This window comes from Mesorhizobium sp. M3A.F.Ca.ET.175.01.1.1 (assembly GCF_004791945.1).
Taxonomy (GTDB): domain Bacteria; phylum Pseudomonadota; class Alphaproteobacteria; order Rhizobiales; family Rhizobiaceae; genus Mesorhizobium.
In genome coordinates this window covers 647448-661780 of record NZ_SRTP01000001.1, presented here as the reverse complement: position 1 = coordinate 661780, position 14333 = coordinate 647448, and the positions used below count along the sequence as shown (strand labels likewise).

12 protein-coding genes are annotated in these 14333 nt (G+C 63.5%); 5 read left to right on the top strand and 7 right to left on the bottom strand.

What is annotated here, in order from left to right:
* Positions 1-144: 144 nt before the first annotated feature.
* The 3 genes from EN818_RS03305 to EN818_RS03295 all read right to left on the bottom strand — a co-directional run bounded on the left by EN818_RS03305 (position 145) and on the right by EN818_RS03295 (position 3476).
* Positions 145-1680, bottom strand: a complete 1536-nt coding sequence (locus tag EN818_RS03305) for an undecaprenyl-phosphate glucose phosphotransferase (protein ID WP_135903979.1) — start codon at positions 1678-1680, stop codon at positions 145-147.
* Positions 1681-1776: 96 nt separating this feature from the next.
* On the bottom strand, positions 1777-2907 hold the full coding sequence (locus EN818_RS03300) for a glycosyltransferase (RefSeq protein WP_135903976.1): 1131 nt from the start codon (positions 2905-2907) through the stop codon (positions 1777-1779).
* An 8-nt stretch (positions 2908-2915) separates the two neighbouring features.
* Positions 2916-3476, bottom strand: a complete 561-nt coding sequence (locus EN818_RS03295) for a polysaccharide biosynthesis/export family protein (protein WP_095807286.1) — start codon at positions 3474-3476, stop codon at positions 2916-2918.
* Between the two features lie 266 nt (positions 3477-3742).
* Between EN818_RS03295 and EN818_RS03290 the strand changes: the two genes are divergently transcribed.
* Positions 3743-5938, top strand: coding sequence for an exopolysaccharide transport family protein (locus tag EN818_RS03290; protein ID WP_095807287.1), 2196 nt, complete (start codon positions 3743-3745; stop codon positions 5936-5938).
* 33 nt (positions 5939-5971) lie between these two features.
* On the opposite strand, the gene EN818_RS03285 is transcribed toward EN818_RS03290, so the two are convergent.
* Positions 5972-7201 (bottom strand): GNAT family N-acetyltransferase, encoded by a 1230-nt coding sequence (locus EN818_RS03285; RefSeq protein WP_095807288.1) that lies wholly within the window; start codon positions 7199-7201, stop codon positions 5972-5974.
* Positions 7202-7293: 92 nt separating this feature from the next.
* Here EN818_RS03285 and EN818_RS03280 point away from each other — a divergent pair, with 92 nt between their 5' ends.
* Entirely contained in the window at positions 7294-8352 is a 1059-nt protein-coding gene (locus EN818_RS03280) for a polysaccharide deacetylase family protein (protein WP_095807289.1), read from the top strand.
* Positions 8353-8368: 16 nt separating this feature from the next.
* Here EN818_RS03280 and EN818_RS03275 read toward each other — a convergent pair whose 3' ends face one another.
* A complete protein-coding gene (locus tag EN818_RS03275) occupies positions 8369-8584 on the bottom strand; it encodes a DUF2842 domain-containing protein (protein WP_095807290.1) in 216 nt (71 codons plus the stop codon).
* Positions 8585-8738: 154 nt separating this feature from the next.
* On the opposite strand from EN818_RS03275, the gene EN818_RS03270 reads away from it, so the two are divergent.
* Positions 8739-9830 carry a COX15/CtaA family protein gene (locus EN818_RS03270; protein ID WP_095807291.1) on the top strand — a complete coding sequence of 364 codons (1092 nt, stop codon included), beginning with the start codon at positions 8739-8741 and terminating at the stop codon, positions 9828-9830.
* 40 nt (positions 9831-9870) lie between these two features.
* Here EN818_RS03270 and argC read toward each other — a convergent pair whose 3' ends face one another.
* Complete coding sequence (gene argC / locus EN818_RS03265; RefSeq protein ID WP_095807292.1) at positions 9871-10806, bottom strand: N-acetyl-gamma-glutamyl-phosphate reductase; 936 nt, start codon at positions 10804-10806, stop codon at positions 9871-9873.
* A 26-nt stretch (positions 10807-10832) separates the two neighbouring features.
* Positions 10833-11834: an agmatinase gene (speB, locus tag EN818_RS03260; protein WP_095807293.1), complete on the bottom strand. Its 1002-nt coding sequence runs from the start codon at positions 11832-11834 to the stop codon at positions 10833-10835.
* 122 nt (positions 11835-11956) lie between these two features.
* On the opposite strand from speB, the gene EN818_RS03255 reads away from it, so the two are divergent.
* The gene (locus EN818_RS03255; protein WP_095807294.1) at positions 11957-13171 is read left to right on the top strand and encodes an acyltransferase; all 1215 of its coding nucleotides are present in this window, start codon (positions 11957-11959) and stop codon (positions 13169-13171) included.
* Between the two features lie 95 nt (positions 13172-13266).
* Positions 13267-14325, top strand: a complete 1059-nt coding sequence (locus tag EN818_RS03250; RefSeq protein WP_095807295.1) for a glycerophosphodiester phosphodiesterase family protein — start codon at positions 13267-13269, stop codon at positions 14323-14325.
* Positions 14326-14333 lie beyond the last annotated feature (8 nt).

The window sequence follows — 14333 nt, the reverse complement described above, 5'->3', positions numbered from 1 at the left end:
TTGCGCCGGACGAGATCAGCGCGATCAGCTTGGCGTTGACCGCCCGAGGCGGCACCTGGTTGACCGCCCGAGGCGGCAACTGGTTGACCGCCTGAAGCGGCAACTTGTTGACCGCGGCTGGCGACAGCTCATGCGTGACCGCGCTCAATAGGCGTTTTCCGTGTTGAGCAGTCGGACCGGCGTCAGGAACAGGATGCGCAGGTCGAACAGCATCGACCAGTTCTCGATATAGTGGAGGTCGTATTCGGTGCGCATGCGGATCTTCTCGTTGGTGTCCATCTCGCCGCGCCAGCCATTGATCTGCGCCCAGCCGGTGACGCCGGGCTTCACCTTGTGGCGGGCGAAATAGCCGTCCACCACCTCGTTGTAGAGCAGGTTGTGGGACTGTGCGGCGATCGCATGCGGGCGCGGCCCGACCAGCGACAACGAGCCGAGCAGCGCGTTGAAGAACTGCGGCAGCTCGTCGATCGAGGTCTTGCGGATGAAGCGGCCGACGCGGGTCACGCGCGGATCGTTCTTGGTCACTGTCTGCTTGGCGGTCGGATCCGACTTGTCGGTGTACATCGAGCGGAACTTGTAGACCTCGATGATCTCGTTGTTGAAGCCATGCCGCTTCTGCTTGAACAGCACCGGACCCCTGCTGTCGAGCTTGATGGCGATGGCAGTCGCGATCATCACTGGCGAGAACAGGATGATGCCGACCAGCGAGAAGACGATGTCGAAGGCGCGCTTGGCGACCGAGTCCCAGTCGTTGATCGGCTTGTCGAAGATGTCGAGCATCGGCACCGAGCCGATGTAGGAATAGGCGCGCGGGCGGAACTGCAGCGCGTTCGAATGCGCCGACAGCCGGATGTCGACGGGCAGCACCCATAATTTCTTCAAGAGTTGCAGGACGCGCGATTCGGCCGTCAGCGGCAGCGACACGATGAGCATGTCAATGCGAGCGATGCGCGCGAATTCGATCAGTTCCGTGATGGTGCCTAGCTTCGGGTAGCCGGCGACGATGGACGGCGAGCGCTTGTCGCCGCGATCGTCGAAGATGCCGCAGATGCGAATGTCGTTATAGGGCTGCTTCTCGACCGAGCGGATCAGCTCTTCGGCCGCTTTGCCGCCGCCGACGATGACGGCGCGGCGCTCCATTCGACCATCGCGCGCCCAGCGTCGGATGAGCCTCGCCATCACCACTCGCAGGCCGAAGATCAGGGCAAAGCCGACGACGAACCAGGTGCCGAACAGCAGGCGCGAATAGTCCTCCGACATCTTCATGATAAAGGCCGTCAGTGCCATCAGCGCGAAGGTTCCGGCCCATACCAGCAGCAGCCGGCCGAAATTGGCGATCGGGCGCATCAGGGCCGCGACCTGGTAGCAATCGCTGACGTCGAGCAGCACCACCGCCATGAACGAAGCAGCGGCGATCGTCAGCGGATACTGCCAGGCGAGATAGGTGAAGAAGCCGACATACTGGAAATAGAGTCCGAGTCCCGACCCGAACAGCAGGGCGAATTCGACCATGCGCAGCACGCCGCTGACCATGATCGGCGACATCGTATCACGCCGGTACTGCGAGGCGACCTGGCGGGCGACGTCGTTGATGCCGCCGGGCTTTCCGCTCTCGGCTGGGCTGTCCAATTTCCGCACCACGTCCATGGAAAAGCGGCGCGCGGGGTCGATCTCGTTCATCGGGAGTGTCCGCAAACAACGCGGAGGTGCTTAGCAAAAGAGAGCTAAGAAAGCCTTGAGACAACCAGTGGTTTTGAAGCTGTATGGCTGCGCGGATTATCGGCCGAGCGCAGCGAAATAGGTCTTTTCGATATCCGCGGCCATAACGTCGGCGCCGAACCGGGATTTGAGTTCGACTGTCTGCGGCATCAACTGCCGAAAGGCGGCGACGTCTTCGAGGGCTGCTTTCATCCTGTCCGCGAGTTGAACGGCATCGGGCCGGATCAGGGCAGGGGACCCTTCGCCGAATATTTCCGGGATGCCGCCCACCGCGGTGGCGATCATCGGCCTACCGGCGGCCAGCGCCTCCAGCACGATATAGGGCATCGCCTCGGCGCGCGAGGGCACCACGATCAGCTGCGCCAGCGCGAAGGCCTGCCTCGCCGGCATCGGCGCCAGGAAGCGGACATCATCCGAAAGCCCGAGACGTTTGACCTGCGCGTGGTAGCGCGGCAGGTCGTCGCCATCGCCCACCATCACCGCGCTCGGGCGACGGCCGAGTTGGTTGGCGGCGAGCGCCAGGGCCTCGATGAAGATGTCGGGACCTTTGAGGTCGCGCATCATCCCGATGTAGAGGAAGTCGGCGGGATCTGGCGCCGTCGTCACCGCATGGAATTCGGCCGCGCGCAGGCCGTTATAGACCAGCCTGTTGGGGATGGACGGCTCGCCGACCTTTCGGCGCCAGGTGCGCCGCTCGTAATCGGAGACGAACAACAGACAGTCGGTGAAGCGCGCCATGGATCGCTCCAACCCGAAGAACAGCTTCCCGGTGGCCGTCGTTTCGTCATAGTGCAGCGAGCCGCCATGCGGCGAATAAAGGCGGGCTACGCGAAACCTGGAGACCCGCAACAGTGAGCCGAACAGACGGGCATAGGCGCCCCCCTTTGCGCCGTGCCCGTGCAGCACGTCCGGCCGCAATTCCTTGATGATCTTGTACGTGCGCCAGGCCGCCGCGACGTCGCCCGGCCCGATGTGTCGCTGCATCGGCGTGCGATGGATGCCGAGCGCCAGGCAGTTCTTCATCGCCCCGAACAGCCGCTCCTCGTAGTCGCCGCCGGTGGTCGAATCGCAGACAATGCCGACCGAATGGCCGGCCGCGACCTGCGCCTCGGTCAGGTCGCGCACATGCCGGAAGATTCCTCCGACAGGTGAGCGAAAGCAATGGACGATCCTGAGGTTCGCCGCCACGTTGGTTTTCAGAACAGGCGTTCACGGACGTAGACGGTGTCGCCGGGCAGCAGCGGATCGGAAGTCACCACCCGCCCGGTCATCACCTTGCCGTTTATGTCGCGGGTGATGTCGACGCTCTCCTGGTTGGCGCGGGGCGTGAAGCCGCCGGCGATGGCGATTGCCTTTTGCACTGTCAGCCCCGGCACATAGGAATACTGGCCGGCGGCGCCGACCTCGCCCATGACGAAGATCGGCCGGTAGCGGTCGATCTCCACCGAAACATCGGGATCGCGCAGATAGCCCTGCCGCAACTTGTCGGCAATTTCCTTCTCGAGCTGGTGGGCCGTATGGCCGCGCGCCGGAACGGCGCCGACCAAGGGAAAGGAGATATAGCCGGACTGGTCGACGCTGTAGGTATTTGTCAGCCCGTCCTGCTCGAACACGGTGACTCGGATGCGATCGCCGGCACCGAGCCGGTAGGGCTGGTCCAGCACCTCATGGAAAGCGGCGGGCGCCGGTCGATAGCTGGAGCAGCCGGTCAGCAGCGACAAGGCAAGCAAAGCGCGAAAGAGACAAGTGCTTTTCATGACCGGTTACGAACCTTCATCGCTCTCGCAGCCAGTGCCGCGGCCACCCCAAGAAACCCGGGATCGTTATCATCCTGTTAGGGTTAATGGCCGGTAAAGGACTGGAGTGCGAGACAATGCGGATCGTCGAAAAGCGTAATATTTCTGCTGCTTTATATGCTGCGTGCTTGAGCAATCTCTAATAGGTCGCCCGGTCCGATCTTAACGCCTGAGTTACCATAGTTGTTTACGGTCCACGCTCGACTCAAAGCTCCGGAGCAGGATGCATGTCCGTTCAGTCAGCGGCCGCGGATGTCGATGTCGACCTGAGACAGCTTTTCGCCAGCCTGGCGAGGAACTGGCTGCGCATATTTGTCGTCACGATGGCGGCAATGGGATTGGCTTTCGCCTTCGCCTGGCTCGCGACGCCGCAATACAAGGCGACCGCCAAGCTGGAGATCGGGCCACGCGAATCGGTCTACACGCGGCCGGCCGGCTCGAGCAATGACGACCGGCCGGCAACAGACGAGGAGACGCTGGCCACCGAGGTCCAGATCATATCGTCCCCCGATATCCTCAAGCAGGTTGCGGCCGATCTCGACCTGGAGAAATTGCCAGAATTCGACGAGGCGCTGAAAATGTCGGCGCTGGCGCGCGCGCTTGTCCTTGTCGGCCTGAAGAGCGATCCCTTCGACATCCCGCCGGAAGAGCGCGTGCTCAAGGCAATGCACGATAAGCTCAACGTCTATGGAATTGAAAAAACTCACGTTATTGCGGTTGAGTTTTCCTCGAAGAATCCAGCTCTCGCCGCCAAGATTTCCGACGCCATCGCCCAGGCCTATCTCGCCTCCAAGGCCAATGCAAAGAAGGAATCGAATTCCGCCGCCACCGGCTTTCTTGGCCCGGAAATCACCGATCTGCAGAACCGGGTGAAGGAGGCCGAAGCCAAGGTTGCCGCCTATCGGGCTCAATCCGATCTCTTGATGGGCGGCAACAATTCGGTGCTTGCCACCCAGCAGCTCTCCGAACTGTCTAGCGAGCTTTCGCGGGTGCGCGCCAATCGCGCCGCTGCCGAGGCGACGGCAGACAGCGTGCGCAAGGCGCTCCAGAATGGCGGCACGCTCGACAGCGTGCCGGAGGTACTGTCCTCGGAACTGATCCAACGTCTGCTCGAGCGGCAGGTTGAACTCAGGACCAGCATCGCCGACCTGTCGACCACCTTGCTGGACAACCATCCGCGCATCCGGGCGTTGAAGTCGCAGCTTGCCGACCTCAACGGTCAAATCCGCAGCGAGGCGCAGAAGATCCTGAAGGGATTGGCGACTCAGGCGCAGACAGCCAAGGCTCGCGAGAACCAGCTCGTTTCCGAGGTCAACCAGTTGAAGGTCGCTTCGGCCCGCGCCGGCGAGCAGCAGGTGCAACTCGATGCGCTGCAGCGCGACGCCAATGCTCAGCGCCAGCAGCTCGAATCCTATATGGCGAGCTACCGCGAGGCGGCTTCCCGGGCGGACCGCAACTATCTTCCGGTGGATGCCCGTCTGCTCGCCAAAGCGCAGGTCCCTACCGAGCCCTATTTCCCCAAGATCGGGCCGATCACGGGCGCCGCCGCCGCCGCATCGCTGCTGCTGATGGCCATTGGCACTCTTTTGGCGGAGTTGTTCTCCGGCCGTGCCATGCGACCGGCGCCTGGTGCCCCATTCGACCGCATCGAACAGGTGGCGATGCCCGTGGCGCGCCCGGCGCCGGTGGTCGCTGAGGCTAACAACGATGCCGACCAGCCGGCTGTCGACAATGGTGAACGCGTCGCTGCCGAACCCCTCTTGGAAGCGGCCGAAGCACAGGTCGCGGATCTCCCTGCGGCCGAGGCGCCGCCGCAGTCCAGGCTGGGGGAGATCGATGTCGAGAGAGCGGCGGAGAAGCTGATCATCTCGGGGGCCGCGCGCGCCATCTTCGTCTCGCCCGAAGGCGACGAGGCGGCGGCCACTGCCGTGCTGGTGGCACGCGAAGTTTCAGACGCCGGCCTGCGCGTCCTGTTGCTTGATCTAACCGCTTCCGGTGCCGCCTCGCGGCCGATGCTGGACAGCGGGCTATTTCCGGGCATCACCAACCTGCTTGCTTCCGAAGCGCAGTTCAGCGACGTCATTCATCCCGATCTTTACTCGGACGCGCATGTCATTCCCGTTGGGACCGCCGATCCGGTCCGCTCCATGCGCGCCGCCGACCGCTTGCCGATCATCATGCAGTCGCTGACCACCGCCTATGATCTCGTCGTCGTCGAATGCGGCCCGGCCGATGCGCAAGGCATCGGCAGGCTTGTCGGTGACGGCACCGAAGTTTTCCTGTCGATGCTCGAAGCCGACGAGGAAGTGACGCAAGCCGCCGTCAAGCTGATCGAGAACGGCTATCCCAATCTCACGCTGGTCACGCCTGTCGGCCATGAACCGCCGGGAAATCCGGTCCCAGGGCGCCGCTCGGCGGCGTAACAGGCGTCGCGGCCCGCGCCGCGATCGTGACGATCAGGTATCGTCGTTGGCAGCAGCAGGCGCGGGCTTGCCTGCAGCCTTCCGGCGCAACATCTTGGTCAGCTTCCAGACCGTCTGATTGTTCTTGATGAAGACCTTTGCCCGCGCGCCTTGCCGGACTCCTATCGCCAGCGCTCGGCCTTTCAGCGTCAGTGGGGCGAGAACTTCGAAATGCTGCACTGCGAGGTCGCACCAAAGCCGCTTGTAAGGCTCGTCGCCGACCGAGAAGTCGTAGACGCCGAAACCTTGCTCACAGGCTTCCTGGATATTGTCGAAGAACAGATAGTCGCCGGGGCTGGTGAAAGCGAGATCGTCCTCGGCGATTGCGCCGAATTCGCAGATGAGGCGCTTGCCTGAGCGGCTGGAGCCGGTGACGGCACGAAGCTTGCCGGCGACCTCCAACCCATGCAGCAGGAAGGCCGGCCTTTCCTCCGCAAGCGCATCGGCAAACAAGGCGCGAAAGAAGGCACGCACGCCTTGCTCGCCGAACACGTTGGCGATGCCCATTTTGCGGAAACGCTGCTCCTTCATGTCGTAGAAGGCGTCGAGCAGCCTGTCGACCTCGTCCCGTGTGCGCGCCGCGATGCGGCGGAAGGTGCCGACAGCCTCGAACTTGCGCGTCTGCGAGCGGTGCTTCTTGCGCTTGCGCTTGCCGCTTGCGCGCGCCAGCAGCGCGTCGAACCCGCCGGCGAGATCGACAGCGAGAGCGAGGTTCGGGCTCGCAAAATGGGGCAGCGCCGCGAGTGGGTTGGCAACGCCATCGAGGTCGGGAAGCAGCCGTTCAAGCGAAACGAGATCGATATCCCGCCGTGCCTCGGCAATGGCGCTAAATAGGGAGCGGATCGCCGGGCCGTCGATCCTTGGCATTTGGCGCATGTCTGCTGCGGCGAAATTGCCATTGGCGTGACGGCCGCCGGCGAAGCGGGCGACTTTGAATGGTCCGCGGCTCACGACTTCCAGTCCCAGCGATAATGCCGGTCTGCCGTCCATGATCAAAGTTGCGATGACGATGTCGGCATCGGTCTTGCTGACCCAGTTGCGCAGCCAGCACGGGCTCTGTGCCGGGGCGAACAGCGCCGAAGCGCAGAATTCGGTATAGCTGGCCAGGCCGGCGCCATCGCTCACCAATGTCGCAAGGCCGTCCCGGATTGAGGCGAGCGGGCGTGGTGGGGCTTCGTTGACCGCGACCCGATTGCCGTCAAATGACGCGTTAGCGTCAACCATACCTCAATCCTTAAGACGTATTGGTTTCCGACTTGCGGGTTCGCGTAGGCGCAAATCGTGCGTGGATGAGCCTAGGCGTAAAAGGTGAAGGAATGATCGACGGGGGCGAGGCAATCCGGAAACTGGCGCTGAACCTTGCCCGCTACTCCGGCCTTGCCCCGCTGGCGCGGCCGTTCGTCGGCGGCGTCGGCGCCATTCTGATGCTGCACCGTGTGACCGCGACACCGGAAAAGCCGAACGGCGTCAACCGCCACCTCAACATCGCGCCAAGCTTCCTCGATGTCCTGATCTCCGGCATCAAGGCCGACGGTTACGATTTTGTCAGCCTGGAGGAGGCGATCGAGCGCGTAAAGGCCGGCGGCATGAGAAATCCGTTCGCCGCCATCACCGCCGACGATGCCTATCGCGACAACATGACCGAGGCGCTGCCGGTCCTGGAACGCCACGGCGCGCCGATCACCATCTATGTCGCTCCGGGCCTCATCGACGGCGCCGCCGATCTCTGGTGGGACGTGATCGAAGACATCGTCGATGCGAGCGCGAGCCTGTCGCTGACCACCGCGAGCGGCCCCGTGACGATCGACTGCTCGAGCCCCGCCCGCAAGCTCCAGGCCAACGAACGCCTGCATGCCTGGCTGACGCTCGAGGTTCGCGAGCAGGATCAGGGCAGGGCGCTGCGCGATCTGGCGCGTTCGAACGGAATCGAGCTCGGCACGGGCCGTCCGGGCACGTTGATGAGCTGGGATGATATCCGCGCCATGGCGGCGCATTCGCTGGTGACGATCGGTGCGCATACAGTCAACCACCGTAACCTGAAGCGGCTGTCCGAGGCGGACGCCCGGCACGAAATCGGCGACGTCAGGTGCATCCTGAAGGAAAAGCTGGGCGAAGAGCCGCGCCACCTCGCTTACCCTTACGGCTACGCCAGCGCCGTCGGCTGCCGCGAGGTAGGCTTCGCCCGCGACGCCGGGTATGCCTCCGCAGTGACAACGCGGCACGGCGTGTTGAAGGCTGAGCATGCCGGCTTCCTGCATGCGCTGCCGCGCATTTCGGTCAACGGCCGCTATCAGAGCGTCGCACATATCCGCACGATGCTGTCGGGCGTGACGACGCCGCTCGCCAATGCCGGCAAGATAGTCGTGACCGTCTGACTGCAGGGACGCCGTTTCAGCGCTTCGGCCGCGGCTCCAAGATCAGCCATTTGATGATGCCCATCGCGGGCAGCACCCAGAGCAGGCCGCTGAGCAGAAAGAACAGGAAGTGAGCCGTCGCGCCGAACTCGGCGAGCCGGGTCACGGCGATGGCCGAAGCGACCAGCGCATAGATGATGACCAGGGCGACCAGCAGAATGGTGCCGATCAGTTTCTTCAGGCGAATGGGCATGTCGCGGTCCCGTTGAGCCGTCTCGCTTAGGCCGAACGGAAGGCGCACGCAACCATCGACCTGCAGCGCGACGGCGTGCCGCGCTGACCGGTCTTGCCAGCCGCACGGTCATGGTCCACCAATCGCGCGGTTCAAACTTGCCGGGATATCGCCCATGGCTGCCGTCACCGCTGCCGCCCCTTATGCCGCCCGCGATCGCGACCTGCACAACCGGGCGCTGGTGCGCGGCTGGCTCTACGTCGTGCTGCTCATGCTGTTCGTGCTGGTGGTTGTCGGCGGCGCCACCAGGCTGACCGAATCCGGCCTTTCCATCACCGAATGGCAGCCGATCCACGGCGTCATCCCGCCACTCAACGACGCCGAGTGGCAGGAAGAGTTCCTGCGCTACCAGCAGATCCCGCAATATGCCGAACTCAACAAGGGCATGAGCATCGAGGCCTTCAAGTCGATCTTCTGGTGGGAATGGGCGCACCGCATTCTTGCTCGCGTCATCGGCTTCGTGTTTGCCTTGCCCCTGATTTTCTTCTGGGCGACGCGGCGTATCGAGGGCGGCCTTGGACGAAAGCTCGTCGGCATCCTCCTGCTCCTCGGCCTGCAGGCCGCTATAGGCTGGTGGATGGTGGCGTCGGGTCTGGTCGATCGCGTCTCGGTCAGCCAGTACCGGCTGGCGACGCACCTGACGATCGCGGCCCTGATCTTCACCGCCACCATGGTGGTCGCGCGAGGCTTGGCGCCGCATTCAGAACCGGCCGCTGACCGCTCGACCCAACGCCTTGCCGGGTTCATCGTGCTTCTGGCCCTGATCCAGATCTATCTAGGGGGCCTTGTCGCCGGGCTCGACGCGGGCCTCAGCTACAACACCTGGCCGCTGATGGATGGCAAGGTGATCCCGTCCGATCTTCTGCTGCTCGAACCAGCCTGGCGCAACTTCTTCGAGAACCCGAAGACGGTGCAGTTCGTTCACCGCCTCGGCGCTTACACGCTCTTTATCGTGGCGCTATGGCACATGATCGCGACATGGCGCCGCCGGCGCGGCACCACGCATGCGCGCCGCGGCGCGCTGTTGTTCCTGCTGGTGCTGGCGCAGGCATCGATCGGCATCGGCACGCTGCTGATGCAGGTGCCGTTGCATCTGGCGCTGACCCATCAGGGCTTCGCCCTGATCGTTCTCGGTTTCGCTGCCGCGCACTGGCGTGGCACCAAGGGTGCCTATCCCTTGCCGCACGAGGTCAAGATCGGAAGCTGACATCTCGACTTCCCAGCACCCTGGGAAGAAGCATTGCTGCTCAGCGCTTGATGCCGAGCATCAGGTCCAGGTTCTGCACAGCAGCCCCGGAGGCACCCTTGCCGAGATTGTCGTAGACGGCCATGAGCAGCGCCTGCGCGCGCTCGTCATTGGCGAACACATAGACCTTCATCCGGTTGGTGCCGTTATAAGCCTCCGGATCAATCTCCGGGACGCGCTCCGTGTGGGTGTAGGGCGCGACTTCGACAACGCCGCCGTCGATCGAGGCGAAATGGTCGGCGATCGCGGCATGCAGTTCCGCGCCTGTCGGAACCCGCTTCAGGCCGCCGAGCTGCAGCGGCACGACGGTGATCATGCCTTGCGCGAAATTGCCGACCGCCGGCTGCATGATCGGATCCTGCGACAGCTTCGCATAGGTCCTTAGCTCCGGCACGTGCTTGTGCTGCAGAGTGAGGCCGTAGGGCAGGAATTCCGGCGCGTCCTCGCCCTTGCCGACATAGTCCTCGATCATCGGCCGGCCGCCGCCGGAATAGCCGGAAATACCGTTGACAGCGACCGGAAAGTCGGCGGGCAGCAGGCCGGCCGAAACCAGCGGACGCAGCGTCGCGATCGGGCCTTGCGGCCAGCAGCCTGGATTGGCGACGCGTTTCGCCCCGGCGATCTTCTTTGCCTGGTGCTTGTCCATTTCGGCAAAGCCATATTCCCAGCCTTCGGCCACGCGATGAGCGGTCGAGGCGTCGATGACCTTCGTGGTGTCGTTCTCGATCAGCGACACGCTTTCCTTGGCAGCTGCATCCGGCAGGCAGAGGATCGCGACGTCCGCGGCATTGAGGAATTCGGCGCGCGCCGCAGCTTCCTTGCGGCGCTCGGCGGGAATGGAGATGATCTCCAGGTCGTCGCGGTCGGCCAGCAGCGCCCTGATCTGCAGGCCTGTCGTTCCATGCTCGCCGTCAATGAAGATCTTCGGTTTCGTCACTTGTCAAATTCCTTGCGAATTCAAGACTATATACCGTGTGCTTCATGCAGCACGGCTTGATTGCCATTGTTCAAGTCTTCAAGCCGTGCCTTTCGCTCGGCCACCAAGCCGAGATAGTGCATGGCGATGATCGATCCCGCGATTGCCGTTATATCGGCATGATCGTAGGCCGGCGCAACCTCGACGACGTCGGCGCCGACAATATCGATCTGGCCGAGTTGGCGCAGCGTCGACAGCACCTTGGCCGAGGATGGGCCGCCGGCTACCGGCGTGCCGGTGCCTGGCGCGAAGGCCGGATCGAGGCAATCGATGTCGAAGGTGAGATAGGTTTTCCTGCCGCCGGTGCGCTCGACAATCGCGTAAGCAATATCGGACGCCCGCATTTCCTCAACCTCGTGGCCATAAAGGATCTTGATGCCGAACGTTTCCGGCGCATGCGTGCGGATGCCGATCTGGATCGAGCGGTCGGGATCGATGATGCCTTCTTTCACCGCCCGAGCGACGAAAGACCCGTGGTCGATGCGCTTGCCGTCGTCGGGCCAGGTGTCCTGATGCGCATCGAACTGCACCAGCGCCAGCGGTCCATGGATCGCCGCATGCGCCTTGAGCAGCGGCCAGGTGACGAAATGATCGCCGCCGAGCGACAGAAGGAAGGCCCCTGATCTCAAGATCCTGGCCGCCTCGCGCTCGATCGTGCCGGGTGTCTTCTGGTGGTTGCCGCTGTCCAGAAGGCAATCGCCATAATCGACGACCGAAAGATGCTCGAACAGGTCGCGCGAGAACGGGTATTGCGGATCGTTGTCGAGGATCGCCGAGGCGCGCCGGATCGCCTGCGGCCCGAAGCGGGCGCCGGGCCGGTTGGTGACGGCGGCATCGAATGGAATACCCCACACGACAGCGTCCGCGCCCTTCACATCCTTGGTGTATTTGCGCCGCATGAACGACAGCGCGCCGGCATAGGTCGGCTCGAAGGAGGCACCGGTCCGGGAGCGGGCTGTGAAGGCGTGGTCGATGTTCTTGTTCGGCATCGCGTGTCCTCAGGTCATCGGGCAGCCACAACTACAGAACCGGCACGCAACATGCCAGTCACAGCTTACGGAGACGGAATGGTGCTTCCTCGGGTGCCATTGCAACACAGGATTGTACCATTATGACTGAGGCCGCCTTGCTCAATCTCGCGCCCGCACCGGCGGCCGCCCGCGCCGGTACGGTGGCAGGCGAGCGTTTCAAGGTGCTTGATTCCTGGCGCGGCATTTGCGCGCTGCTGGTGGCACTGTTTCATTTTCCGACGACGTCGATGATTTCGCGGAGCACCTTTGTCGGCGGCTGTTATTTGTTCGTGGACTTCTTCTTCGTGCTCTCGGGCTTTGTCATTGCCGGCTCCTATGCCAGCCGGCTTGGCGAGCCGGGCGCGCTTGCCCGTTTCGCGCTCGTGCGCTTTGGCCGCATCTACCCGTTGCACCTGGTGATGCTTGCGGCCTTCGCTGCATTCGAGACGCTGCGGCTTGTGCTGCCGGCGCTGCGCGGCACGGGTGCGGCGCCCTTCACCGGCGGTTTCGACTTGAGAAGTCTCGCTGCCAATGTGTTCCTGTTGCAGGGCATGGGCGTCGAGGATCATCTCAGCTGGAACGCACCGAGTTGGAGCATTTCGGCCGAGTTCTTCGCCTATCTGCTGTTTGCCGCCGTCGTCTTCGCGGCAAGCGGGCGCGCCTGGATATGGTTCATCGCCGCAGCCATGACCGCGCCGCTCTTCCTGCTTGCCTTCTCGACGCGTCATATGGACGTGTCCTTCGATTTCGGCTTCATCCGCTGCCTTTACGGCTTCTCGCTCGGTGCGCTGCTTGCCTGGTTTCAGCACGATTCCATTGCAGAGGCGCGAGAGGCGCTCGCGGACGGGGCAGGGCGTATCGCCTGGACACTGGCTGAGCTTGCCATGATTGCGGTGATCGGGGTCTTCGTCTCGGTCGCCGGGTCAAACGACGCCGGCATCGCAGCCCCGGTTGTCTTTGCGCTGGCGCTCTATCTCTTCGCGCATGAGGGTGGCTGGATCAGCAGTCTACTGCGCAGCCGTCCGATGCTCCTGCTCGGCTCGCTTTCCTACTCGATCTACATGGTCCACATCTTCGTGCAGGCGCGCATGATCAATGTCGGCGGTCTGATCGAGCGCAAGCTCGGCCTCGGAATTGTCGGCGACATTGCACTGCGCGGCGATCAGGTGACCGGCTTCGGCCTGGGCTCGCCCTGGATCGGATTCGCGGCACTGATGACAATGTTGATCGGCGTTATTGTTTCTTCCTGGTTCACCTGGCGCTTCGTCGAAATGCCGGCGCTGGCCTGGTTCCGTCGCCTCGCCAAGCGGGTTTGAGAGGCCTTCCGCTTGAACAGCTAGCCGGCTTCGTTCACCGGCCTGTCATGGGCATCGCCTAACCGGGTGCCGACCCGGAACGGAGCGATTCCCCGATGCGAACCCTCTGGCTGAGCCTCATTTTGTCTGCCACGCTTGCTGCCGTCTGCGGCCAGGCTTTAGCCGGCGAGACACGCACTGCCCAAATCCTCGATCGCTTCGGGCATGCCAACCAATGGCGCGACCATGTCATGATCGCAGCCCACCGCGCCGGCAGCATGCAGGCCGGCAAAACGCTCTATGCCGAGAATTCGCTCGCCGCGGTCGAAGGTTCGATCGAGGTAGGCGCAGAGATCGTCGAGGTCGACGTCAGGCGCTCGAAGGACGGCGAGTTCGTCATCATGCATGACAGCTGGCTCGACCGCACCACCACCTGCAAGGGCGAGGTGGTGAACTACACGCTTGCCGAACTGAAAAAATGCCGGCTGGTGGTCGAAGGCACCGATGCCGTGACCAATGAGACGGTGTCGACGCTGCGTGAAATGCTGACGGCGACCAGGGACCGGATCCTGATCAACCTCGATAACAAGCTGGAGGTGAAGGATCTGCCCGGCATGATCGCGGTTGCCCGGGATCTCGGCATGACCGATCAGGTAATCGTCAAGGAGAACCTTTGGAGCCGCCAGCGCATCGACGCGGCCCACACAGCACTTGCCGAGGCTGGCGGCGGCTTCCAGTTCATGCCGATTCTTGCTGATGATGCCGTGCATGACGCGGGTTTCGCGCACGAAGTAGGCCGGGCGTTCTCCCCCCGGGCGGTCGAGCTGATCAACTGGCGCAACGGTGCCGAGATGCTGACCGCGACCGGCGGCCCGCTGTTCAGCACCCGCATGCGCGCGGAAGCGGTGAGGGGTGATTGGCACCTCTGGGCCGACACTTACGCCATCGTCAACAAGCCGGGCGGCTATCTCGCCGGCGGCCGCGGCGATGAACTCGCGGTCGCCGCCGGCATGCCACGCGAAAGCTGGGGCTTCTGGGCCGACCGCGGCGCCACCATCATCCAGACCGACGAGCCGAAAGCGGCCATCGACTGGCTCACAGCCAACGGTTATCGGGTGCCTTATTCGACGGACGTGAAACCGGCTGAGCCGGCGCGTACCGCCAGTATTAATTAGAGCACGGC

Excerpts from the sequence above, each read along its gene's own strand:
- EN818_RS03305 (WP_135903979.1), bottom strand. The coding sequence starts at position 1,680 with ATGAACGAGATCGACCCCGCGCGCCGCTTTTCCATGGACGTGGTGCGG.
- EN818_RS03295 (WP_095807286.1), bottom strand. The coding sequence starts at position 3,476 with ATGAAAAGCACTTGTCTCTTTCGCGCTTTGCTTGCCTTGTCGCTGCTG.
- EN818_RS03290 (WP_095807287.1), top strand. The coding sequence starts at position 3,743 with ATGTCCGTTCAGTCAGCGGCCGCGGATGTCGATGTCGACCTGAGACAG.
- EN818_RS03285 (WP_095807288.1), bottom strand. The coding sequence starts at position 7,201 with ATGGTTGACGCTAACGCGTCATTTGACGGCAATCGGGTCGCGGTCAAC.
- EN818_RS03280 (WP_095807289.1), top strand. The coding sequence starts at position 7,294 with ATGATCGACGGGGGCGAGGCAATCCGGAAACTGGCGCTGAACCTTGCC.
- EN818_RS03275 (WP_095807290.1), bottom strand. The coding sequence starts at position 8,584 with ATGCCCATTCGCCTGAAGAAACTGATCGGCACCATTCTGCTGGTCGCC.
- EN818_RS03270 (WP_095807291.1), top strand. The coding sequence starts at position 8,739 with ATGGCTGCCGTCACCGCTGCCGCCCCTTATGCCGCCCGCGATCGCGAC.
- speB (WP_095807293.1), bottom strand. The coding sequence starts at position 11,834 with ATGCCGAACAAGAACATCGACCACGCCTTCACAGCCCGCTCCCGGACC.
- EN818_RS03255 (WP_095807294.1), top strand. The coding sequence starts at position 11,957 with ATGACTGAGGCCGCCTTGCTCAATCTCGCGCCCGCACCGGCGGCCGCC.
- EN818_RS03250 (WP_095807295.1), top strand. The coding sequence starts at position 13,267 with ATGCGAACCCTCTGGCTGAGCCTCATTTTGTCTGCCACGCTTGCTGCC.